The organism is Micromonospora sp. NPDC047620, assembly GCF_043205005.1.
Lineage (GTDB): Bacteria > Actinomycetota > Actinomycetes > Mycobacteriales > Micromonosporaceae > Micromonospora.
Window position 1 is genome coordinate 62,862 of sequence record NZ_JBIDDG010000029.1, and the last position, 22,582, is coordinate 85,443.

The window sequence follows — 22,582 nt, forward strand, 5'->3', positions numbered from 1 at the left end:
GACGAGGGAGTGGAATGCGATACCGCAGGATGGGTCGGCTCGGCTGGCAGGTCAGCGAGGTCGGGTACGGGATGTGGGGCATCGGCGGGGGACCGGGCGGCTTCACCGGCTGGGACTACGACACCGCGCCGGCCTGCCTGGACGAGGCGGTGGAACGGGGCTGCAACTTCTTCGACACCGCCTGGGTCTACGGGCGGGGCGTCAGCGAGCGGCTGCTCGGCGCCCTCGTGCGCCGGCACCCGGACCGCCGGCTCTACCTGGCCACCAAGATCCCGCCGAAGAACCGGGAGTGGCCGCCCGGCCCGCAGGACACCCTGGACGACGTCTTCCCGGCCGACCACATCCGCGAGTACACCCGGCACAGCCTGGAGAACCTCGGGGTGGACCGGATCGACCTGCTCCAGTTCCACGTCTGGGAGGACCGCTGGGCGGCCGACGGGCGCTGGCAGGAGACCGTCGCGGACCTCAAGCGCGAGGGCCTGGTCGACGGCGTCGGGATCAGCGTCAACCGGTGGGAGCCGACGAACTGCCACGCCGCCCTCGACACCGGGCTGATCGACGTCGTCCAGGTCATCTACAACATCTTCGACCAGGCGCCCGAGGACGAGCTGTTCCCCCGCGCGCAACGCGACGACATCGGGATCATCGCCCGGGTGCCGTTCGACGAGGGGACGCTGACCGGCACGCTGACCGCCGACAGCACGTGGCCGGAGGAGGACTGGCGCAGCACGTACTTCGGCCCGGAGAACCTGCTGCCCAGCGTGGAGCGCGCCGAGCGGCTGGCCGCCGACGTGCCGCCGGGGACGACCATGCCGGAGCTGGCGCTGCGGTTCATCCTGCACCACCCGGCGGTGAGCACGGTGATCCCCGGCATGCGCCGGGTCGAGCACGTCCGCGCCAACCTGGCCGTCAGCGACGGCGCGCCGCTGGACGCCGGGCTGCTGGACCGGCTGCGCGACCACCGCTGGGACCGCAAGCCGACCTGGTGGTCCCAGTGAGGCCCGTCCACCGTTCCGGCGGCGCGCCGGTCCGGCGGGCCAGGCGGTACGGGGGGCCGGCATGCCGGTGATCGCCATGTGGGCGCATCCGCGGGCGCTCTCCACCGCGTTCCTGCGCATGATGATCGCCCGCGGCGACGTGACGGTCGTGCACGAGCCGCTGGTCACCCTCGTCGACGAGGGGCACGTCGACCTGCCCACCGCCGACGGCGGCACCGTCACCGTCACCGACCCGGCCGAGGTCGTCGCGCACCTGACCGGGCTGGGCCGGGACCGGACGGTCTTCGTCAAGGACACCCTCGAGTACCGGTACCGGCACCTGTTCGACGATCCCGAGTCGATCGCCGACGTCACACACACCTTCATCGTCCGGGAACCGGCCCGCACGATCAGCTCGCACTACGCCATCAAGCCCACGGTGACCTGCCCGGAGATCGGCTTCGAGCACCAGTGGGAGCTGTTCGACCTGGTCCGCCGGACCGCGCGCCGGCCGCCGGTGGTGATCCGGGCCGAGGACCTGCTGCGCCGGCCCGCCGACACGGTGGCGGCCTGGTGCGCCGCCGTGGGGCTGCCGTTCCGGCCGGAGGCGCTGAACTGGGAACCGGGGGAGCGCGCCGAGTGGCGGCGCACCCGCAAGTGGCACCTCGACGTCGAGCGCACCTCGGGCTTCTCGCCGGTCGCCAAGTCCTTCGCGGTGACCGTCGACAACGACGACACCCTGCGCTCGTACCACGACCACCACCAGCCCTTCTACCAGCGGCTGATCCGGCACGCCATCGCCATCGGGGAGGACTCATGACCACCACCGCCGCGCCGCCCGTGACCGCGTCGTCGACCCTGTCGCCCGGCGAGGTGTTCGCCCGCGCGTACGCCGCCGACCCGGCCGGTGCCGAGGTGCGCTTCGACTACACCATCACGGACGCCTTCCAGCCGACCAAGGAACGCCCCCGGGTGACCGTCCGCAACCTGTTCCGCAAGCGGTCGGTCGGGATGGACCCGGTCCGGTTCTGGTGCGAGGGCCGGCCCGACGCCGGGGAGGCCGCCGCGGTGCACGAGTCCGGCCTGCGCCGCGAGGCGGCCTTCCGGTTCGGCACCGCCTCGGCCGCCGTGCACCCGATCCGCGCCTGGGTACGCATCCCCGAGGAACTCGCCGACGACCCGGAGGGGTTGGCCGTCTTCGTCGACTACCGGCTGCTGGTCCGCCTCGCCACCGCCGAGAACCAGGCGCTGACCATCGGCGAGCACGGGTTGCTGCGGCACCCCGAGATCGGGCGGCTGCCGTACCGGCACGACTGGCTGACCGGTCTGCTCGCCGCCTGCGACGAGATCGAGCAGACCGGCGCCACCCCGCACGCGATGATCGTCAACCCGAGGGACTACTACACCCACCTGCTCGGGCGCGACGCGCTGCTGGCGGACCTGCACCGCAACGGCGTCCTGATCAGCCGCACCCGGATGGTGGCGCCGGGCGAGGCGGTGGTGGGCGACTTCGCGATGGCGGCGCGCCTGCTCGACGCCGGGCGCTCCGCGATCCGCGTGGCGACCCCGCCGCCGGGCACCTTCGCCACCGACGGCCCGGCCGTCTGCGCCGAGATCCACGAGGGCCTGGCCGTGCACCTGCCGACCCACTTCTTCCACGTCGTACCGGCCTAGGAGCGTCACCGCATGACCACGACCGGCGGGAAACTCTCGTTCTACCGGCCCATCGTGCCGCTGTTCGGCGCCATCTTCCTCTGCCTGCTCGGCGTCGGCGCGTCCCTGGCCGTGTTGCCCTTCTACGTCCTCGACGAACTCGACGGCAACCGGGTCGAGGTGGGCGTGGTGATCGCCGCGATCGCGGTCTCCGCCGTGATCGCCCGGCCCATCGCCGGCCGGCTCGGCGACCGGCACGGGTACCGGACGGTGATGCTGGCCGGGGCGGCCGTGTGCGCCGCCGCCGCCGCGGCCTACCTGGTGGCCGGCAACGTCGGCGTGCTGGTCGGCGTCCGGGTCCTGCACGGCGTGGGGGAGGCGGCCGTCTACACCGCCGGCGCCGCCTGGCTGGTGGCGCTCGCGCCGGCCGACCGGCGGGGCCGCGTCGTCGGCCTGTACGGCATCCACATGTGGCTGGGCATCACGCTCGGCGCGCTGCTCGGCGCGGTGCTGCTGCGCACCTCGGGCGGCTACCCCGCCGTGTGGCTGTTCGCGATCCTGGCGGCGCTGGCCGGGGCCGCGCTCGTGGCCGTCCGCCCCCGGCCGCAGCAGCCGGAACCGAAGGGCCCGGCCGGCATCCTGCCGCGCAGCGCGGTCGCCCCGGGCGTCGCGCTCTCCCTGGCCGGGTTCGGGTACGCCGCACTGGCCGCGTTCGTCGCCCTGCACCTGGCCGACCGGGGCATCGAGAACGGGATCGCCGCGTTCAACGCGTTCGGCTTCACCTATGTCGGCGTCCGGCTGTTCGTGGGCGGGCTGCCCGACCGGCTCGGCGCCGGCCGGGTGGCGGTCGCGTCGGCGCTGGTGGAGGCGGTGGGGCTGCTCCTGGTCGCGGTCGCGCCGAATCTCGTGGTCGCGGTCGTCGGCGGGCTGGTGATCGGCGCCGGGCTCTCGCTGCTCTTCCCGGCGCTGGCCCTGCTCGTGATCAACCGGACCGACCCGGCGCACCAGGGGGCGGCGCTCGGCGCGTTCACGTCGTTCTGGGACCTGGGCCTGGTGGCCGGGGCGCCGCTGGCCGGCCTGGTCGCCAGCGCGGCCGGCTATCCGGCGGTCTTCCAGGTGATGCTGCTGGCGGCGCTGGTGTCGGCGGGCATCTCGGCGTGGACGATGCTGCCCCGTCGCTCGCTGGTGGGCCAACGCCCCCACTGACCCCTCGGGCGGTCAGGGGAAGCGGGCGGGGGAGAGCGGGGCGGGGTCGACGGGTGGTGGGGCGCCGGCCGCCAGCGCGGCGAGCAGTGCGCCCGCCGCGGGCGCCGTCTGGACGCCGTAGCCGCTCAGCCCCGCCAGCCAGAGGAAGTCCGGCGCCTCGGGGGCCGGGCCGATCACCGGCACGTCGTCCGGGGCGGCGGTCCGCAGACCGGCCCAGGCCCGGTGGACCCGGCGGAAGCTCAGCGTGGTGGCCTCCTGCACCCGCTCGGCGCCGATCGCCACGTCGAGGTCGTCGGGGCGGGCGTCCCCGGGCGGCGCCGGGGTGGCGTCGGACGGGGAGACCAGCAGGCGCCCCGACTCCGGCTTGAAGTAGAAGGTGCCGGCCACGTCGTTGACCATCGGCCAGCCCGTCGCCGGGACGCCGGCCGGCGCGTCCACGAGGAAGGCGGTGCGCCGCAGCGGGGTCAGCCCCACCGGTCGTACGCCGGCCGCCGCGGCGACCTCGTCGGCCCAGGCGCCCGCCGCGTTGACGACGACCCGCGCGGTGAACTCGCCGGCGTCGGTGGTGACCCGCCACGCCCCGCCCGCCCGCCGCAGCCGGCGGACCCGGGCGCCGCACACCACCCGACCGCCGGCCGCGCGGATGCCCCGCAGGTATCCCTGGTGCAGCGCGGCGACGTCGAGGTCCCGGGCGGCCGGCTTCACCATCGCCCGCCGGCACCACCCGGGCCGCACCACTGGGCAGTACGCTGCCACCTCGGCCAGGTCGATCTCGCGGGCCGGCGGGTCCACGTCGGCCCCGTCGCGCAGCGCCGCGTCGAACTCGTCCTCGGCGCCCGGCGGGCAGAGGGTGAGCGCGCCGCGCGGGGTGAGCAGCGGATGGTCGGCGAACCCCGGCGGCGGGGCGGTGAGAAAGCCCCGGCTGGCCCGGGTCAGCCCGCGCACCACCGGCCCGCCGTAGTACTCGGAGAACAGGGCGGCCGAGCGGCTGGTGGAGTGCTGGCCGGGGACGTGTTCCATCTCGGCCAGCAGCACGCTGCCGTACGCGGCGAGGTGGTGTCCGGCGCTGGCGCCCGCGATGCCCGCGCCGATGACCATATAGTCGATCGTCACTGGATTTGACGGTAGCCGCAGACGCCTCCGGCGACAACCGTCGATGAACATCGATGTTGTGCGGACGATCCGCCCGCGCGGCCCGCAGGATCGACGGGTCGCGCGGGCGGACGTCGGCATGCGGGTGACCCGGCCGAGCGCCGGCAGGATGACCGCCCGGTGCCGGCTCGGCGGCGCCGGTGCCGGTGGCCCCGGCGTTCCCGGGTCAGGCGCCGCAGTAGAGCAGGCGGTTCGGCGTGCCGGCGACCACGCCGCTGACGACCCCGGTGGTCGCCCTGCCGGTCAGGTAGGCCGCCACCTGGGCGGGAGTCCAGGTGGGATTGGCCGAGAGGGCGAGCGCGGCGCACCCGGCGACGTGCGCGGCGGCCATCGACCCGCCGCTGAGGGTGGCCACCGCCGTGTCGGTGGTGTGCCAGGTGGAGGTGATGTTGGCGCCGGGGGCGTAGAGGTCGAGGCAACTGCCGTAGTTGCCGCTCGGCATCCGGCCGTCGGTGCTGGTGGTGCCGGCCACGGTGAGCGCCGCCGGCACCCGGGCGGGGGAGTAGTTGCAGGCGTTGGCGTTCGAGCTGCCGGCCGTGACGACGTAGGTGACGCCGGACGAGATCGACCGGTTCACGGCCGAGTCGAGGGCCGTGCTGGCCCCGCCGCCGAGCGCCAGCAGCGCCACCGCCGGCCGGACCGCGTTCGCGGTGACCCAGTCCACCCCGGCGATGACCTGGGAGAAGGTGCCGCTGCCGGCGCAGTTCAGCACCCGCACCGGGCGTAGCTGGATCTCCTTCGCCACCCCGTGCCGCGTGCCGCCGACGGTGCCGGCCAGGTGGGTGCCGTGGCCGTTGCAGTCGTCGGCCGGGCCGCCGTCGACGAGGTCCACCCCCACGCCGGCCCGCCCGCCGAAGTCGGTGTGGGTGCGCCGCAGGCCCGTGTCGATGACGTACGCGTGCACGTTGTGCGCGGTGTTCGGGTAGGCGTACCGGCCGTCGAGCGGGAGGCTGCGCTGGTCGATCCGGTCCAGGCCCCAGGACGGCGGGTTGAGCTGGACGCCCGGCCCGACGAGGGTGACCACCCGGTCCCGCTCCACGTACGCCACGGCCGGGTCGGCGGCGAGCCGACGGGCCGCGCGCTCCGGCAGCCGCGCCGCGAAGCCGGTGAGCGCGTGGCCGTAGACGTGGCCGAGGGTGGCGCCGTAGCGGTCGGCCAGCCGGCCCGCGACGTTCCTGACCGCAACCTGCCGGTCGCCGGCGTGCCGGCCGACGCTGTCGTCCCGGAGCACCACGACGTAGCCGTCGGTCACGGCGTTCGCGTCGTCGGCGTGCCGGATCTCGCCGGCGGAGGCCGCGGTGGCGGGGGTGCCCACGGTGGCGACGAGCGCGGCGGCGAGGGCGAGTACGCCCACCGGGCGGGCCCGCCACCGCCGGGTACGGGGAAGTGTCATGCCGGTCCTCCTCCTGTCGGCCCCGCGCCGGCTCGTGGCCGGACGCGGGGCGGCCTGGCCGTTGAGAGGAGGCTATCGGTTATATAGATCGATCTGAATGGTTGTCGGGATTCGGCTAACGGTCGGCGAACCGGTAGATCACGAAGTCCTCCTTGGCGCCGCAGACGATCACGCTGGTGTTCCACGAGCACGTCTCGCTGCGTACGTCCTTCAACTGGCCCATCTCGGTCACCTCGCCCGAGCCGGCCGCCACCCCGGCGACGCTGCGGTCGTCCTCGACGGAGCTCGGCGGGTCGGCGAAGACCAGCAGGTTGCCCGCGTCGAGCCGGACCGCCACCCCCGGCCGGTCCCGCAGCACCGCGCGACCGTCCGGGTCGAACAGGGTGCTGACCGACTCCGAGGAGGTCCGCCGGACCAGCAGATGCTCGCCGAGCGGCACCAGCCGGGTCGCCTCCGGCGCCGGCCAGTAGGCCACCTTCTCCTCGGTCGCCGCCACCACCTCGGTGCTCTCGTCCTCACCGCCCGTGGTCTCCAGCAGGCAGGCCCGGTGCTCGCCGCAGGGCACCAGCGCCTCCGGCCGCTTGCGGTCGTCCGTGGCGGTGTGCAGCACCTTCGGCTGGGCGCCGGTCGTCAGGTCGTACGCCAGCAACTGGTAGCCGGCCTCGTCGCGGGCGACGTAGAGGCGGTCCTCGTGCGCCACCACCAGGTCGTCCTGGTCGGCCACGCCGGCATGGCTGTGGACGATGCGGCCGCTGTCCATGTCGACCACCCGGACGGAACGGTCCGCGCCCACCTGCACGAGCCGGCGGACCTCGCCGCGCCAGGGGTCGCGCGGCCAGCCGTCGACGAAGGCCGGTCCGCCCAGCGCCTCGTCCGTGGTGACCGGGTGGACGCTGGTGCGGGCCCCGCCGTACTCGTCCTGCGGGCTGGGCTGCGTCCACGTCTCCCCGCCGTCGCTCAGCCGCAGCCCGACCAGCCGCTTCTCGGTCTGGTCGACCAGCACCGCGACGTCCTCGCCGAAGAAGACCTCGTCGTTGCCCAGGATCGGCCGGCGCCACCGCTCGTCGCCGGAGGCGCCGTCGAGCAGCACCAGGTCCCGGGGGGTGTCGTCGCCGATGGCGTCGGCGAAGGCCACCACCGCGCCGGGCAGCGCGACGATCCGCTCCCACCGCTCGGCGGACGCCTCGGTCTGCTTCCGCCACCTGACCCCGCCGGTGTCGGCGTCGACCGCCACCACCTCCAGCCGCCCGTCGTCGAGCGGGTGCGCGAGGTACGCCCGGTCGCCGAGCACCGCGGTGAACATCGCCTCCGGCCGGTCGTCCCCGGCGGCCACCCGCTCCACCTCGGCCACGGCGGCCCGGAACTCCAGGGCGGGGTAGCGGTCCCAGGTCAGGTAGAGCACCGCCGCGGTCACCACGCCGGCGAGGGCGACGACGGCCCCGGCTGTGATCCACAGCGCCCGGCGGCGGGGGAACGCGGGCGCGGCCGGGCCGGCGCCGGGCGGCGGCGACACCGGCGTGCCGGAGACGGGTACGCCCGGCCACGCCGCCGGCGACGCGCCCGACCCGGCGGGCAGGCTCGCCGGGGGTACGCCGGGCGCCCATCCGCCCGCCTGAGGCGGCCCGGACACGCCCAACGGCTGACCGCCATGACCGCCGTGCTGGCCGTGGCCGTCGTGACCGCCGTGCTGGCCGTGACCGGCGGGTACGGCGGCCGGCACCGGACTCCCGGGCGGGGCGGCTCCCGGCGGTCCGTACGGCGTGGTCGGGGCCGGTGCGGCGGGCACGGTCGGCGTGGTCGACGCACCCGCGACCAGGGTGGGCGTCAGTCCGGCGGGGAGAGCCGGCGTGACGCCTTCCGGCCCGGCGACAACGGTCAGCGTGGGGCCCACGGGCCCGGCGGGCTGGGGCAGCGCCGGCACGGCGGCTGCGTCCTGCGGCGATGCGGTCGGTCCGGCCTGCGCCGGCGCGACCGGTCCCGGCTGCTGCGCCGGCGCTGGCCCTGGCTGTGGCGGCGCGGCGGATCCGGCCTGCGCGGGCACGGCGAAGGCGGCGGCGCCGCGGGGGCGTCGGGGCAGGGGCAGGTCGGTGAGCGCCCCCTCGGCGACCGGCAGCTCCGGCTGCTCCAGCACGGTCGGGGCGATGCCCAGCTCGGCGTGCAGGAGCCGGGCCACCATCGGCATCCGGGTGGCGCCGCCGACCAGGAACAGGCCGGCGAGCTGCTGCGGGTCGAGGCCGGCCGCGCCGATCACCTCCCGGGTCACCGCCACCGCCCGGCCCAGCAGCGGCGCGGCCACCCGCTCCAGGTCGGCGCGGGTGAGGGTGACGACCGCCTCCACCCCCGGCACGGCCACCGGCGCGGCCGTCGCGCGGGACAGCATCTCCTTCGCGCCCCGGGCGTTCTCCCAGAGTTCGTGCTGCTCCCGCCGCTGCGTCGCCGACTGCGGGTGGACCAGCCGCTGCCACTGCGCCGGATGGTCGCCCGCGACCAACTCGCCGAGCCGGCCCAGCAGGACCGCGTCGACGTCCAGGCCGCCGAGGTCGTCGGCGCCGCCCGCGGCGACCACGCTGAACCCCGAGTCGCCCCACGGGTCGGCGCCCTTGTTGAGGAGCACGGCGACGTCCAGGGTGCCGGCACCGAAGTCGAAAACGGCGATAGTCCCGCCCACCGGCACCGGCCGGCGCAGCACCTGGGTGTAGTAGCGGGCGGCGGCGACCGGCTCCCGCAGCAGCCGGGTGCCCGCTGGGGTGGGGCCGGAGAGCGTGTGCTCGGCCGCGGACGGCCACCCGGCCACGGCCAGGGCGTCGGCGAGCACCTGCCGCCGGGCCGCGTCCCAGGTCGCCGGGCAGGTGAGCACCGCCGGGGGAAGGAAGCCGACCGCCTCGACGGCCGCCCGGGCCACCGCGTGCAGCGTCGCGGCCAGCAGTTCGGCCGGCGGATACCGCCGGTCGCCCAGCGACACCGCGGGCTCGTCGATGCGCCGCTTCGGGTTGGGCTCGTACCGGCCCGGATCGGTGCGGGCCAGCCGCTGGGCGTCCCGGCCGGCGTGCAGCAGCCCGTCCGCGTCGGCGTACACGCCGGAGGGGATGATCGGCTGGCCGTCCACCAGCAGCGGCCGGGTGTGCCCGTCGGGCCGGCGCAGCACGGCGACGGTGTGCGACGTGCCGAGGTCGACGCCGAGGGCGTACCCCTCGTGCTGGCCTGCCATCTGCCGATACCTCCGCGGGACGAGGGGATGCCCGGCCCCGCATGGTACGCAGCAGCCGCACCGGCGCCGATCTCGCCCCGAGTCCCCTGGCGGAGCGGGCCGAGGCCCTCGCCGAGCGCGGCCCGGCCGACGAGGAGTTGCCGAACCTGGCGCCGGCAGCCAGGGTGCCTGGTCACACCCCGATGGTCGGTCCAAGCTGACTGCCCGGCTCACCTCCGGTGCGCCCCAGGGGTGTGCCCGAAGGTGCGGCGGAACGCGTCGATGAACGCGCTGGCCGACGACCACCCGCACCGGTGTGCCACGGTGGTCACCGGCATGTCGTCGGCCAGCAGGAGCAGGGCGTGGTGCAGGCGCAGTTGCGTACGCCACTGCGGGAAGCTCATGCCGAGGTCGGCGGTGAAGAGCCGGGACAGGGTGCGACCGCTCGCACCGACCTGCTTCCCGAGTGCGGCGAGGGTGCGGTTGTCGGCCGGATCCGCGTGGAGGGCCGCGCACAGCGCCGCCAACCGGGGGTCGCGGGGAGCGGGCAGGTGCAGGGGCTGCTGGGGGGAGGCTCGCAGCTCGTCGAGCAGGACTACCCGCAGCCGCTCGCGTGCCGGGCTGTCGTCGTGCGGGCGACGGGTGTAGGCGAGGATCAGCTCACGTAACAGCGGGCCGACGGCCAACACCGTCGGCCGGTCCAGGCCGAGCGGGTTCTCCGCCGTCGGCAGGCCGACGAGGTGCAGTTCGAGTCGGCCGTGGGCCTGGTGGGCGTGCACCGTCCCGGCGGGTATCCAGATGGCGCGGGTGGCGGGAGTGACCCACGCCCCCGCGTCGGTGCTGACGGCCAGCACCCCTCGCGCGGCGTAGACGATCTGGTGGTCGTCGTGTCGGTGCGCGTCGATCCCGGAGCCGGGAGTCAACCACAGGGCGCGGGTCGGGGCGACGGGAGAATGGCGGACTTCCGGCATCAGGTGGCAGGTTATCGGAAGCGCGACAACGGCGGTGCTGACGAGCATTGCCGGATGCCGAGGAACAGACCCGTCGTCCTGCTGTCGGTCGGCCATGCCTGCGTGGACGTCTACCAGGGTGCCGTGGCGTCGCTCGTCCCGTACTTCATCGCCGAGCGCCAGTACGGCTACGCCGCCGCCTCCGGCATCGTGCTGGCCGCGTCCCTGCTGTCCTCGGTGGCGCAGCCGCTGTTCGGCGCGCTGACCGACCGGCGGCGGTCGCCGTGGCTGTTGCCCGTGAGCACCGTCCTCGGCGGGCTGGGCATCGCGCTGAGCGGCATCGGCGGCTCCTACGCGCTGACCCTGCTGTTCGTGGCGGTCTCCGGCATCGGGGTCGCCGCCTACCATCCCGAGTCCGCCCGCCTCGCGCGGATCGCCAGCCGGGGCAGCCACGCGGCGATGGGCTGGTTCGCCCTGGGCGGCAACCTCGGCTTCGCCGCCGCGCCCGTCCTGGTCGCCCTCGTGGTCGCCCACGGCGGTCTGCGGCTCACGCCGCTGCTCGTGCTGCCCGCCCTCGTGGGCAGCGCACTGTGCCTGCCCGTACTGCGCGCGCTGGGTGATCATGGACGCGTCGGCGGTGGCGCGTCGACCCCGACCGGGACCGACGACCGCGCGTCGTTCGTGCGGCTGTCGCTGGCCGTGGTCTGCCGGTCGATCCTGTTCGTCGGGCTGAGCACGTTCGTCTCGGTCTACGCCGAGCTGCGTACCGGCGGCGGCCGGTCGGCGGGCGCCCTGGCGCTGTTCGTGCTCTACCTCGGCGGCGCGGTGGGCACCGTGCTCGGCGGAAAGCTGGCCGGCCGCTGGGGGCGGGTCACCGTCGCGCGCTGGTCGTACCTGGGCACCGTGGCCGCCACGGCGGGCGTCGTGTTCGTCCCCGGCCCCGCGCTGTACCTCTTCGTGGCCCTGACCTCCATGGGCCTCGCCATCCCGTTCTCGCTACAGGTCACCCTCGGCCAGGACTACCTGCCCACCCGGGTCGGCACCGCCAGCGGCATCACCCTCGGCCTGGCCGTCAGCATCGGCGGCCTGGCCAGCCCCCTGATCGGCAGCGTCGCCGACGCCACCTCACTCCAGGCGGCCCTCGCTCCGCTGCCCGCGCTGCCAGCCCTGGCCTGGATGCTGTTCCGTGCCCTCCCGGAGCCGGCGTCGGGAGGAAACCCCCGCCCGCCGACCGCGCCCGGGGTCGGCACGGCCGGTCACCCATCCGCGCGGCTGGGCTGACTCATCGCGTACGAAAATGGGGATCTCGGAGGTCTTCGTCCTCGCGGGCCGCCCATCTCGGTCGATCACGTCGCCTACGGCTGGAGAGTCCGTCACGAGCCGATGTACGCGCAGGGTTTCGGCCCACAGCCCCCTGTTCTCGGCAGTTATAGAAGCATCTCAGTCTGGGCGCATGAGTGCCATGACCCCCCCCCACCCGGGCCCAACTCGGGACAGCAGTCGACTGCTGAGGCACCAGCGCCGCCACCTCCGCCCAAGCCGAACACCGGATTGATCGTCGGCCTCGTCGGAGGCGTGTTCGGGCTTATCGCGATCGCCGTGGCCGTAGTGGTCGTCGTGGTCGGCGTGATTGTCGTCAGGAACAACTCGAACACGGCGTCGCCGTCGCCGCTGACGACCCCGGCCGTTGCCCAGCCCGGCACCCCCGCCGCAGAACAGACACCGACTCCGAGCATTCACACGCCGTCGTACCCGACGCGTACGCCGATGTCGCCCGCCGAGATCGACAGGGTGTTCCGCACCTACATGGACGGCTCACCGGCCACAACATGGACGTTTTTCAAGTCCGGCACCTGCCCGCGGCTGCGGTCCACCCTGCTCGGGTTTGCGTTGAACGGCTACTACATCGGGAAATGGACGCTGCTGCCGTACGAGGTTCCGGCAGATGCCGACCGAATCATCGTCAAGGCGAAGATGACGCAGCTCAAACCGTCCACGGGGGATCCAGCAGGAGAGGTCACCTACTCGTGGTACGTGGAACGGGACGCGGGCGGATCGTATTGGGTGTGTGGGTGGCTCGGGGAGAAATGAGCGAGCGTTGGCGTCGAACAGAAGTCTCTGGAGAAGGCCGGATTTCGGTTGGAGGGCGTGGTGCGAGCGTGTGAGTTCCGGGACGGCCGGTGGTGCGACGGTTACCTGTGCAGCCGCCTGAGGGACGACCCGTCACCGTTGTGACCTGAGCGTAAGCAGTGGCGGCGCAATCAAGGTCGAGGCGGACCCTGCTCGGCGAGTAGTGGCCCGCGGATGGCCCGGAAGATCAAATCAGGGGTAGTCGACCGGCCCAGAATCGGGGCAGATTGCCTCTGACCTGGGCCGGAGGGGGTGGAGCGGGCGACGGGAATCGAACCCGCACCGTCAGTTTGGAAGATCGTTTCCGGCTGACCTGAGCTGTCCGGAACGCCTGGTCAGCGGCGGTGCCGTGGTGCCCGATCATGACCGCTGTTGACCGCCTGGGACACCGGCTACTGGCACGTAGCTGGCACGGCGGCACGTGGGCGTCCGGCGGCGTGCGGCTTACCGCCCCCGGCCTCTCGGGTCGGGGGCGGCTTGCCGTGCCGCCGGCTTGCCGCGAGTCCGGAGCCGGGTAGCCGGTAGCAAGCCGCGGAGCGGCGCGGCAGCCGATCGGCCCGGCCCAGACGGCGGCCGACCACCGTCGCGATCGTCAGGGTTTGTAAGTGCATCAGCCCGAGCAGCGCGGATCGCCCTCCCGGCCCTCGACGGCAGTACCGTCTTACCGTGGATCGAGACCGCCTCATGTCGCTACTCGACACTTCAGACGAAGCTCCGGTTGCCTGCCGCGCTGCGCTCCGGCAAGGGGCGCCTTTCGTGATCGACAGCGACCCCTTGCCAGCGAGCCACATGGTCCGCATCTACCGAAGGCGGGAGAGGCACATCAAAGCCAGAGGGGTTTCCTCCCTTGGCTTCGCTGAAGCCGTCCAAGCCCTGACAGATGCAGGCCACCTGCCGTTACGTCTCGGGTCGGTGGCGGCCGCCGACCCGCCCTACCACTTCCAGATCTTTCTTTCGGCAGACGCGTCGACCGTTGTCGCGTGTCTCGGCGTTGACCAGGCGCACCGCATGATCGATCGCGAATAGTCCCGCTTCAGGGCGGCTGGGTGTGCCGGCCGATGCCGGCCGGAGGCCGCCAGCAGGCCGAGCGCGCCCAGCCGCTGCGCCGCGCTTGCGCGGCGCCTTGATCCAAAAGAGAGTGTTTCGGCAGTGGTGTCGTCTGAAGAACAGCGGCCAGGCGCTGCCGCTGCGCCGGACGCCTCGATCTACGTGGCCGGCCGCAACGCCGACGATCTCGGCAACCAGGCCGGCGGCTGGACGATCACCTGGCAGGGGGTCTCCGGCGACGCGATTCCCGGCACCTCCATCCTCGATGGCATCCGGGAGGTCGCCCCGCACGCCAAGGTCACCTACAGCACGGACGCCTCGGCCCCCACCGGCGGCGCCGAGGTGGGCGTCGTGGTGGTCGGCGAGACCCCGTACGCGGAGGGGTACGGCGACGTCGGCGGCCCGGAGTGCGGCTGGTGCACGGTGCCCCAGCAGGAGGAGAAGTCGCTGAGCCTGCAGCCCGGCGACCGGGCCGTCATCGACAAGGTCTGCGCCCACCTGCGTGGTGCTGGTGGTCTCAGGCCGGCCGCAGGTCCTCACCGACCAGCTCGGCGAGATCGACGCGCTCGTGGCGTCCTGGCTGCCCGGCAGCGAGGGCGCCGGCGTGGCCGACGTGCTCTTCGGCCGGCGTCCGTTCACCGGCCGGCTGCCGGTGAGCTGGCCGCGCACCGAGGCGCAAGTGCCGATCAACGTCGGCGACGCCGACTACCAGCCGCTCTTCCCGTTCGGCTGGGGCCTGGGCACCCAGCCGGGCCGGGACCGGCTGGCGATGCTCGCCGCCGACCGACCCCAGCTGCGCGCCACCCTGGTGGCGGCCGACTGGAACGCCGACGGTTCGCTACGCGACGCCCCCGGGACGCTGCGGACGCTCGGCCGGCAGCTCGGTGCCGGTCAGCGGGACGCGGCGCTGGTCGAGGCGACCCTTGGCCTGGCCCGGGACGCCGCCCAGGCCACCGTGGTACGCGGTGACGCCCCGGCGGACTGGGCGACGCTGATCGCCGACGCCGACCGCGCCCAGCTCACCGGCGACCCGGTGCGGGCGTTCACGCTGCTCACTCGCGTCGTCAGGTAAGGAGGGGCGCAAGGTCGGGCTCCGGCAGTCGTCGCCGGCTCCTGCGGCTGCTGCTGCTCGGGGACCGGGGCCGGATTCGCCCGACCTCATCGATCCGCCCGGCATCGTGCACACTGATCACCAAGCGGTTAATGATCAAGCTTGGTCGAGTCGCGTCAGGGGCGAGTCGCCTTCGCACAAGGAGAGTGCCAATTGTGATCACCTTCGGTGTTTCCAGCGATGGTGACCGTATCGCTGAGGCAGATTCTCCAGCGCCAACGGGTGTGCCGGTCACCGCGCTGGTTGAGGCAGCGGTGGCCGGTGGTGCTCGCCGGTTGTGGCTGCACGGTGGCGATCACCAGGGCGACGGCTTCCACCTCAGAGGTGGCTACACCTTGATGCGGGGGCAGGTGACACAACCCCCTTCGCCGCTGCCCGAGGTCGTGGAGATCACGGACACCGCGACGATTCGTCAGGTCTTCGCGGACTGCTACCGAGGCCAGTGGGGTCACCACCAGCCGCGAGCGGACTACCTGCCGGACCCCGCATGGATTCACCTCGGGCTGCGCGTCGCGGACATGTGGATCGGGCTGTGCCGCGTCCATCGGCAGCGCCGATACGTCGACGGCCCAGGCATCGTCCCCGGGCACCGTGACGTCGACCGGTATGCGCAGCTGCTCGGCGGTGCGCTGTGCCTGCTCGGGCCCGGCTCGGTCGAGATGGAGTCATGGGGCGACGAGCCGGCCGTGCTCGACCGCTACCAGCAGATGGGCTTGCAGGTCGTCACGCATGATGCGGGATGGGAGTGCAGGCTGCCGCCGCAAGAAACCTGACGCGACCGGAGACCAGGACCCGGGCGTCGTGCGCCTTGTCGCGCACCGCTGCGACCCTCGGCCCGCAGACGCCTACCACCGCATCAAGCCCCTGGTCACCACCCTGTTCCCGGCCGGGTGCGTCATCCCCTGTCGGCGTACGGGTTCCGCTACAGCGTCAGGTACGCGCCGGCCAAGGCGAGCAAGAAGAAGGACAAGGCGACCAAGGGCAAGGCCGCCAAGCAGAACGCACCCAAGGAGAAGCCGGCGGCGCGCAAGGCGGCCAAGGGCGCGAAGCCGAAGCGGCCGGCATGCGAACCCGCCTCGGACGGCATGGCCGGCGCTACTGGCACGCCAATGGCACGCAAGATCAAAGAGGGCTGAAACGAGAACGGCCCAGGCTCGGCGACAACGCCGCTGACCTGGGCCGGAGTTCGTGGAGCGGGCGACGGGAATCGAACCCGCACCGTCAGTTTGGAAGACTGAAGCTCTGCCATTGAGCTACGCCCGCGTACGCCCCGACGCTGCGGGACGCGCCGACAGCGTACCCAATGGCCCACCCCGTCCGCTCAGCCGTATCCCGGCGCGGCGCGTGCCGTCGTCCGGTGCAGGGGTGGCCGGCGCACCCGGTGTCCGGTTGGTCCCCGTTCGGCGCGTTGGGTGACGCCCCGGCACGTCGCGCCGGCCGCGACCGCATAGACTGCTCGTCGCCACGGGGTGTGGCGCAGCTTGGTAGCGCACTCGCTTTGGGAGCGAGGGGCCGTGGGTTCAAATCCCGCCACCCCGACTGTCGTCCGCGGCCGGTCGCCGGGGTCGCCCTCCGCGCGGTCCCCGGCCGCTGCCGGTGCGCCCGGCCGGCTCGCCTACACTCGATGGGCTTATCACGCCCAGACTAAAACCGAGATCCGTCAAGGAGTACGCCTGTGAAGAGCACCGTCGAGACTCTGAGCCCGACGCGCGTGCGGCTCGCCATCGAGGTGCCGTTCGTCGAGCTCGAGCCGAGCCTCAAGAAGGCGTACCGGGAGATCGGGCAGCAGGTCCAGGTTCCCGGCTTCCGCAAGGGCAAGGTTCCGGCGGCTGTGATCGACCAGCGGGTCGGCCGGGGCACCGTCCTCAACGAGGCGGTCCAGGAGGCCATCCCGCAGAACATCCTCGCTGCCGTCCGCGAGCACGACCTGAAGACGCTCGGCCGCCCCGAGGTCGAGATCACCGAGTTCAACGACGGTGACTCGCTGAACTTCACCGCCGAGGTCGACGTCCGCCCGGAGATCACCCTGCCGGACCCGGCCACCATCGAGGTGACCGTCGACGAGCTGCAGATCGACGACAGCGAGATCGACGAGCAGGTGAAGAACCTGCGCGAGCGCTTCGCCACCCTGAAGACCGTCGAGCGGGCCGCCCAGGAGGGCGACTACGTCCAGATCGACCTGAACGCGACCGTCGACGGCGAGGACGTGCCGGGCGGCCAGGCGAGCAACATCTCCCACGAGGTCGGCAGCAAGCAGCTCCTCCCGGGTCTGGACGAGGCCGTCGTCGGCCTGTCCGCCGGCGAGAGCACCTCCTTCACCACCCAGCTCGTCGGCGGCGACTTCGCCGGCCGCGACGCCGAGGTGGCGGTGACCGTCCGCACGGTCAAGGAGAAGGAGCTGCCGGAGCTCGACGACGAGTTCGCCCAGATGGCGAGCGAGTTCGACAGCATCGAGGAGCTGCGCGGGGACCTGCGCGAGCGGGTCACCCGGGGCAAGCGGGTCGAGCAGATCTACGCCGCTCGCGACAAGGCCCTGGAGCAGCTCGTCGCCGCCGCCGAGGTGCCGGCGCCGGAGGGCGTCGTCCGCGAGGAGGTCGAGAGCCGCAAGCAGGCGATGGTCGACCAGCTCGAGCGCATCGGGGCCTCCCTGGAGGAATACCTGGCGGCCGAGGAGAAGACCGAGGAGCAGATCGACGCCGAGCTGACCGAGGCGGCGACCGAGGGCGTCAAGATCCAGCTGCTGCTGGACACCCTCGCCGACGCCGAGGAGGTCCAGGTCAGCGACGACGAGTTCGGCCACGAGATCGTGCACCGTGCCCAGCGCGCCGGGATGGCTCCGCAGCAGTACTACGACCAGCTGGTCCGCTCCGGCGCGGCCGGCGCCGTCTTCGGGGACGTGCGGCGCGGCAAGGCCCTGGCCTCGGTCATGGAGCGCATCAAGATCAAGGACTCGGCCGGCAACGAGGTGACGCTCGACGCCCTCCGCGCCGAGAGCGAGGCCGAGCACAACCACGAGCACTGATCGTCGGGTGAGGCCGCCGTCCGCCGCTTGCGGTGGGCGGCGGCCCGATCCCTTTCCGGGGTACGTCTCCAGGGCTGCGCTGTTAGCGAACACTGCCCGGACCGGGACTCTGCCACCCGGCTGAGCGGTTAGTGTCGGGTAGGACGGTACGGAGAGCGAAGGGCTGCCATGACCGACATGCACATGCAAGCGATGCCGCTCCGGGCGATCGAGGCCCGCGGTGGCGACAACATTGGCAACCTCGATGACTCGGTCTACAACCGGTTGCTCAAGGAGCGGATCATCTTCCTGGGCAGCGAGGTGACCGACCAGGTCGCCAACCGCATCTGCGCGCAGCTCCTGCTGCTCGCCGCGGAGGACCCGGACCGCGACATCAACCTGTGGATCAACTCGCCGGGTGGCTCGGTCTACTCGGGCATGGCGATCTACGACACCATGCAGTTCATCGACAACGACGTGTCGACCGTGGCGATGGGCATGGCGGCCTCGATGGGCCAGCTGCTGCTCTGCGCCGGCACCAAGGGCAAGCGTTACGCCCTGCCGCACGCGCGGATCATGATGCACCAGCCGTCCGGCGGCATGGGCGGCACGGCGTCGGACATCGCCATCCAGGCGGAGCAGATGCTCTACACCAAGCGGATGTTCCAGGAGCGGGTCGCCTTCCACACCGGGCAGAGCCAGGCGCAGATCGAGGCGGATTCCGACCGCGACCGCTGGTTCACCGCCCAGGAGGCCACGGACTACGGCTTCATCGACAAGGTGATCACCGGAGCCACGCAGGTTCCGGAAGGCGCCGGGACCCTGAGCTGAGGAGCTGACGATGACCGACCTGAGCCTGCCGCCGCAGTTCGCGGCCGTGCACAACCGCTACGTCCTGCCGTCGTTCGTCGAGCGCACGTCGTACGGGGTCAAGGAGTCGAACCCGTACAACAAGCTCTTCGAGGACCGGATCATCTTCCTCGGCGTCCAGGTCGACGACGCGTCGGCCAACGACGTGATGGCGCAGCTGCTGACGCTCGAGGGCACCGACCCCGACCGCGACATCATCATGTACATCAACTCGCCGGGTGGCTCGTTCACCGCCATGACGGCGATCTACGACACCATGCAGTACGTCCGGCCGGACATCCAGACGGTCTGCCTCGGCCAGGCCGCGAGCGCCGCGGCCGTGCTGCTGGCCGCCGGCACCCCGGGCAAGCGCATGGCGCTGCCGAACTCGCGGATCATCATCCACCAGCCGGCGACCGAGGGCGGCTACGGGCAGGGCTCGGACATCGAGATCCAGGCCCGGGAGATCCTGCGGATGCGGACCCAGCTCGAGGAGATGCTCTCCCGGCACTGCAACCAGCCGATGGAGAAGGTCCGCAAGGACATCGACCGTGACAAGATCATGACGGCCGAGGAGTCCCGGGAGTACGGGCTGGTGGACACCATCCTCACCAGCCGCAAGAAGGGCCTGCTGGCGGCCAACGCCGCCAGCTGAGCCGTTTCGCGTCGAGGTCGGCCGGGAGTCCGCTCCCGGCCGACCGTCTGACACACCCGTTTTGGGGGTCGGAGAAAGCTCCGCCAGCGGGTAACGTCGGGTCTGTACCGCTCCGCCGGTCCTCCGGCTGGGGTGAACGAGGCGGGCGGCGCACCGTCCGCAGGTCAGGGCCGGGTCTCCGGCCGATGAGTGCAGGGAGAACGTAGGTGGCACGGATCGGTGACGGCGGCGACCTACTGAAATGCTCCTTCTGCGGCAAGTCGCAGAAGCAGGTCAAGAAGCTCATCGCGGGCCCAGGGGTCTACATCTGCGACGAGTGCATCGATCTCTGCAACGAGATCATCGAGGAGGAGTTGGCCGAGTCCGGCGAGGTGAAGTGGGAAGAGCTTCCCAAGCCGATGGAGATCTGCCAGTTCCTCGACAACTACGTGGTCGGGCAGGACCAGGCCAAGAAGGCGCTCGCCGTCGCGGTCTACAACCACTACAAGCGGATCCAGGCCGATGCGGCTGGCGCGCCGGGTTCCGGCAGCGACGCCGTCGAGCTGGCCAAGTCCAACATCCTGCTGCTCGGCCCGACGGGGTGCGGCAAGACCCACCTGGCGCAGACGCTGGCGCGGATGCTGAACGTCCCGTTCGCCATCGCCGACGCCACCGCGCTCACCGAGGCCGGCTACGTGGGCGAGGACGTGGAGAACATCCTCCTCAAGCTGATCCAGGCGGCGGACTACGACATCAAGCGCGCCGAGACCGGCATCATCTACATCGACGAGGTCGACAAGATCGCCCGCAAGTCGGAGAACCCGTCGATCACGCGGGACGTCTCCGGCGAGGGTGTCCAGCAGGCGCTGCTCAAGATGCTGGAAGGCACGGTGGCCAATGTGCCGCCGCAGGGCGGGCGCAAGCACCCGCACCAGGAGTTCATCCAGATCGACACCACCAACGTGCTGTTCATCTGCGGCGGTGCCTTCGCCGGGCTCGACCAGATCATCGAGGCCCGCACCGGCCACGGCGGCACGGGCTTCGGCGCCCGGCTCCGGTCGGTCAGCGAGCGGTCGACCGACGACGTCTTCAGCCAGGTCATGCCGGAGGACATGCTGAAGTTCGGGCTGATCCCCGAGTTCGTCGGCCGGCTCCCCGTGATCACCAACGTGCGCAGCCTCGACCGCACCGCGCTGGTGCGCATCCTCACCGAGCCGCGTAACGCCCTCGTCCGGCAATACCAGCGCCTCTTCGAGCTCGACGGCGTGGAGCTGGAGTTCGACCAGCCAGCATTGGAGGCGATCGCCGACCAGGCGATGCTGCGCGGCACCGGCGCCCGTGGGCTGCGCGCCATCATCGAGGAGGTCCTGCTCTCCACGATGTACGAGGTGCCGAGCAACCCCGACGCCGCGCGGGTGCTGATCACCCGCGAGGTGGTCCTGGAGAACGTGAACCCGACGATCGTGCCCCGCGAGTTCACCGGCCGCCGCGCCCGGCGGGACCGCGAGGAGAAGTCGGCCTGAACCACCGCCACCGCGCCCGTCCGTCGAGGTCGGGCGCGGTCGGCGTTTCCAGGCAGCGGTGAGCGTCGGCAGCGGGTGAGACGCCACCGGGGGCGGAGTGTCGACCGTTGCCGCTGTCGCCGTGGCCGGGTCCGGTCGTACGCTGATCCCCATGCGCGTCGCCGTCTGCCAGCTCAACGCCCGGGACGACCGTAAGGCCAACCTCGCGGCCGCCGAGGCCCTGCTGGAGCGCGCGGCTGCGGCCGGCGCGGACGTCGCCCTCCTGCCGGAGTACGTCGACTACCTCGGCCCCGCCGCCGGCCTGCCCGAGCCGGAGCCGGTGGACGGCGAGGTGGGGCAGTTCTTCGCCGGCGTCGCGCGCCGGCTGGGCATCTGGGTGATCGCCGGGTCGATCCACGAGCGCGGGCCGGACCCGGGCCGCACCTGGAACACCACCCTGGTCCTCGACCGCTCCGGAGCGCTCGCGGCCACCTACCGCAAGATCCACCTGTACGACGTGGAGATCCCCGGCCGGGTCTCCTACCTGGAGTCCGCCACCGTCGCCCCCGGCGACCAGCCGGTGGTGGTCGACGTCGAGGGGCTCCGCGTCGGGCTGTCGATCTGCTACGACCTCCGCTTCCCGGAGCTGTACCGGCAGCTCGCCACGGACGGCGGCGCCCAGTTGCTGGTGGTGCCGGCGGCCTTCATGCTGCACACCGGGCGGGACCACTGGGAGGTGCTGCTGCGCGCCCGGGCGATCGAGAACCAGTGTTTCGTCGCCGCGGCGGGGCAGACCGGCGACCACGACCCGGGCCGGACCTGCTTCGGGCGCAGCATGGTGGTCGACCCGTGGGGGACGGTGCTTACCCAGGTGCCCGACGGCCCGGGTGTCGCCGTCGCCGACCTCGATCTCGACCGGCTGCGGACCATCCGTGCCGAGTTGCCGAGCCTGGCTAACCGGCGCCTGTAAGCCCTCAGCCCTGCAGCAGCACGCCCACCACGGCGAAGCCGGCGATTGCCGCGGCCGTGACGAGGAGGGCCGTCGTCATCCGGGACCGCCCCCGTCGGGCCAGCCGTGCCACCGACACCACGAGGACGAAGAGCACGAAGGCGCCGATGACCAACTGCCAGAACGGCAGCAGCAGCCCGAGCAGCGCGTCCTCGGCGAGCACCGCCGGCCGGGGGCGGGTGAGGTCGTCCATGACGAACACTCTGGCACGGCGGAGCCCCGTGCGGACCCTGTGCCGCCATCACGAATGCGGGACCCCCTCCGCCAGCGACAGCCGGGCAGTGACGGACGCTGATTTGCCTTCCTGAAGCAGTCCGCGTAACTTTCTCTCTGCACGCGGGAGGCCGGACAAACTGGCTGACAACGGGCACCAGGCTCGTGGCGGAGACGCCGAGCGGGACTGGGAATCGGGCGGTGCGAAGACACTCCGACACGGGGTTGCGATCGCGAGACTGACCGGGTAGAGTGCTGAAGCCGGCAGGAGCCGGGCGGATAGCCGCGGAGCGGCGATCGGCCGGTCTGCGGTTTCCCGCGACAGAAACGACCGCCGTGATACGGCGTGCGTCATCGTGGATCTGGAACACCGAACGTTGATCACCTCGGGCACGAGGTTGACAGCGCGAAGTGAGCCGAGTAAGGTAGAGAAGTTGCCCCAAGCGGGCTCCCGCGATGTGGGATGCTCGAGTGGTGTGTGGTTGTTCTTTGAGAACTCAACAGGGTGCTTGATAAGCCAGTGCCAAATTGATTTATACCCCGGACTGGCAAGCCTTTATGGTTTGTT

General features: G+C 72.5%; 22 protein-coding genes and 2 tRNA genes. 17 read left to right on the forward strand and 7 right to left on the reverse strand.

What is annotated here, in order from left to right:
• Positions 1–14 precede the first annotated feature (14 nt).
• The 4 genes from ACGF5C_RS27690 (at position 15) to ACGF5C_RS27705 (ending at position 3,836) form a co-directional block, all read left to right on the forward strand.
• Positions 15–998: an aldo/keto reductase gene (locus ACGF5C_RS27690; RefSeq protein WP_363707263.1), complete on the forward strand. Its 984-nt coding sequence runs from the start codon at positions 15–17 to the stop codon at positions 996–998.
• 61 nt (positions 999–1,059) lie between these two features.
• Positions 1,060–1,797: a hypothetical protein gene (locus ACGF5C_RS27695; protein WP_393306235.1), complete on the forward strand. Its 738-nt coding sequence runs from the start codon at positions 1,060–1,062 to the stop codon at positions 1,795–1,797.
• A complete protein-coding gene (locus ACGF5C_RS27700; protein WP_393306237.1) occupies positions 1,794–2,651 on the forward strand; it encodes a family 3 encapsulin nanocompartment shell protein in 858 nt (285 codons plus the stop codon). Before ACGF5C_RS27695 ends, ACGF5C_RS27700 begins: the two co-directional genes overlap by 4 nt.
• Before the next feature lie 12 nt (positions 2,652–2,663).
• Positions 2,664–3,836 carry an MFS transporter gene (locus ACGF5C_RS27705; protein ID WP_393306239.1) on the forward strand — a complete coding sequence of 391 codons (1,173 nt, stop codon included), beginning with the start codon at positions 2,664–2,666 and terminating at the stop codon, positions 3,834–3,836.
• Positions 3,837–3,848: 12 nt separating this feature from the next.
• Here ACGF5C_RS27705 and ACGF5C_RS27710 read toward each other — a convergent pair whose 3' ends face one another.
• The 3 genes from ACGF5C_RS27710 to ACGF5C_RS27720 form a co-directional block, all read right to left on the reverse strand.
• A complete protein-coding gene (locus ACGF5C_RS27710) occupies positions 3,849–4,949 on the reverse strand; it encodes an NAD(P)/FAD-dependent oxidoreductase (RefSeq protein ID WP_393306241.1) in 1,101 nt (366 codons plus the stop codon).
• Between the two features lie 205 nt (positions 4,950–5,154).
• Positions 5,155–6,381, reverse strand: a complete 1,227-nt coding sequence (locus tag ACGF5C_RS27715) for a S8 family peptidase (RefSeq protein WP_393306243.1) — start codon at positions 6,379–6,381, stop codon at positions 5,155–5,157.
• 115 nt (positions 6,382–6,496) lie between these two features.
• Positions 6,497–9,589, reverse strand: coding sequence for an Hsp70 family protein (locus ACGF5C_RS27720; protein ID WP_393306245.1), 3,093 nt, complete (start codon positions 9,587–9,589; stop codon positions 6,497–6,499).
• A gap of 41 nt (positions 9,590–9,630) precedes the next feature.
• Here ACGF5C_RS27720 and ACGF5C_RS27725 point away from each other — a divergent pair, with 41 nt between their 5' ends.
• Complete coding sequence (locus tag ACGF5C_RS27725) at positions 9,631–9,789, forward strand: hypothetical protein (protein ID WP_393306247.1); 159 nt, start codon at positions 9,631–9,633, stop codon at positions 9,787–9,789.
• Between the two features lie 9 nt (positions 9,790–9,798).
• Here ACGF5C_RS27725 and ACGF5C_RS27730 read toward each other — a convergent pair whose 3' ends face one another.
• On the reverse strand, positions 9,799–10,539 hold the full coding sequence (locus ACGF5C_RS27730; RefSeq protein ID WP_393306249.1) for an AraC family transcriptional regulator: 741 nt from the start codon (positions 10,537–10,539) through the stop codon (positions 9,799–9,801).
• 54 nt (positions 10,540–10,593) lie between these two features.
• Here ACGF5C_RS27730 and ACGF5C_RS27735 point away from each other — a divergent pair, with 54 nt between their 5' ends.
• The 3 genes from ACGF5C_RS27735 to ACGF5C_RS27745 all read left to right on the forward strand — a co-directional run bounded on the left by ACGF5C_RS27735 (position 10,594) and on the right by ACGF5C_RS27745 (position 13,674).
• A complete protein-coding gene (locus tag ACGF5C_RS27735) occupies positions 10,594–11,799 on the forward strand; it encodes an MFS transporter (RefSeq protein ID WP_393306251.1) in 1,206 nt (401 codons plus the stop codon).
• A 270-nt stretch (positions 11,800–12,069) separates the two neighbouring features.
• Positions 12,070–12,609, forward strand: a complete 540-nt coding sequence (locus tag ACGF5C_RS27740) for a hypothetical protein (RefSeq protein ID WP_393306253.1) — start codon at positions 12,070–12,072, stop codon at positions 12,607–12,609.
• Between the two features lie 795 nt (positions 12,610–13,404).
• A complete protein-coding gene (locus tag ACGF5C_RS27745) occupies positions 13,405–13,674 on the forward strand; it encodes a hypothetical protein (protein WP_393306255.1) in 270 nt (89 codons plus the stop codon).
• A gap of 323 nt (positions 13,675–13,997) precedes the next feature.
• Here the strand turns inward: ACGF5C_RS27745 and ACGF5C_RS27750 are convergent, their stop codons facing one another.
• Positions 13,998–14,174 carry a hypothetical protein gene (locus ACGF5C_RS27750; RefSeq protein ID WP_393306257.1) on the reverse strand — a complete coding sequence of 59 codons (177 nt, stop codon included), beginning with the start codon at positions 14,172–14,174 and terminating at the stop codon, positions 13,998–14,000.
• Positions 14,175–14,200: 26 nt separating this feature from the next.
• Here ACGF5C_RS27750 and ACGF5C_RS27755 point away from each other — a divergent pair, with 26 nt between their 5' ends.
• The 3 genes from ACGF5C_RS27755 to ACGF5C_RS27765 all read left to right on the forward strand — a co-directional run bounded on the left by ACGF5C_RS27755 (position 14,201) and on the right by ACGF5C_RS27765 (position 15,942).
• Positions 14,201–14,767 (forward strand): glycoside hydrolase family 3 C-terminal domain-containing protein, encoded by a 567-nt coding sequence (locus ACGF5C_RS27755; RefSeq protein ID WP_393306259.1) that lies wholly within the window; start codon positions 14,201–14,203, stop codon positions 14,765–14,767.
• Between the two features lie 194 nt (positions 14,768–14,961).
• Positions 14,962–15,579, forward strand: coding sequence for a hypothetical protein (locus ACGF5C_RS27760; protein WP_393306261.1), 618 nt, complete (start codon positions 14,962–14,964; stop codon positions 15,577–15,579).
• Between the two features lie 117 nt (positions 15,580–15,696).
• Entirely contained in the window at positions 15,697–15,942 is a 246-nt protein-coding gene (locus ACGF5C_RS27765) for a hypothetical protein (protein ID WP_393306263.1), read from the forward strand.
• 53 nt (positions 15,943–15,995) lie between these two features.
• On the opposite strand, the gene ACGF5C_RS27770 is transcribed toward ACGF5C_RS27765, so the two are convergent.
• Positions 15,996–16,069: transfer RNA gene (locus ACGF5C_RS27770), tRNA-Gly, on the reverse strand.
• A 202-nt stretch (positions 16,070–16,271) separates the two neighbouring features.
• Here ACGF5C_RS27770 and ACGF5C_RS27775 point away from each other — a divergent pair.
• The 6 genes from ACGF5C_RS27775 to ACGF5C_RS27800 all read left to right on the forward strand — a co-directional run bounded on the left by ACGF5C_RS27775 (position 16,272) and on the right by ACGF5C_RS27800 (position 21,762).
• A tRNA-Pro gene (locus ACGF5C_RS27775) sits at positions 16,272–16,345 on the forward strand.
• A gap of 136 nt (positions 16,346–16,481) precedes the next feature.
• Entirely contained in the window at positions 16,482–17,828 is a 1,347-nt protein-coding gene (gene tig / locus ACGF5C_RS27780; protein ID WP_357695710.1) for a trigger factor, read from the forward strand.
• A gap of 168 nt (positions 17,829–17,996) precedes the next feature.
• The gene (locus tag ACGF5C_RS27785; protein WP_350685012.1) at positions 17,997–18,638 is read left to right on the forward strand and encodes an ATP-dependent Clp protease proteolytic subunit; all 642 of its coding nucleotides are present in this window, start codon (positions 17,997–17,999) and stop codon (positions 18,636–18,638) included.
• A 10-nt stretch (positions 18,639–18,648) separates the two neighbouring features.
• Positions 18,649–19,311: an ATP-dependent Clp protease proteolytic subunit gene (locus tag ACGF5C_RS27790; protein WP_357462851.1), complete on the forward strand. Its 663-nt coding sequence runs from the start codon at positions 18,649–18,651 to the stop codon at positions 19,309–19,311.
• Positions 19,312–19,517: 206 nt separating this feature from the next.
• Positions 19,518–20,813: an ATP-dependent Clp protease ATP-binding subunit ClpX gene (clpX, locus tag ACGF5C_RS27795; protein WP_393306265.1), complete on the forward strand. Its 1,296-nt coding sequence runs from the start codon at positions 19,518–19,520 to the stop codon at positions 20,811–20,813.
• A 151-nt stretch (positions 20,814–20,964) separates the two neighbouring features.
• Positions 20,965–21,762 (forward strand): carbon-nitrogen hydrolase family protein, encoded by a 798-nt coding sequence (locus tag ACGF5C_RS27800; RefSeq protein WP_393306267.1) that lies wholly within the window; start codon positions 20,965–20,967, stop codon positions 21,760–21,762.
• A gap of 4 nt (positions 21,763–21,766) precedes the next feature.
• Here ACGF5C_RS27800 and ACGF5C_RS27805 read toward each other — a convergent pair whose 3' ends face one another.
• Positions 21,767–21,994: a hypothetical protein gene (locus tag ACGF5C_RS27805; RefSeq protein ID WP_350708377.1), complete on the reverse strand. Its 228-nt coding sequence runs from the start codon at positions 21,992–21,994 to the stop codon at positions 21,767–21,769.
• Between the last annotated feature and the right edge of the window lie 588 nt (positions 21,995–22,582).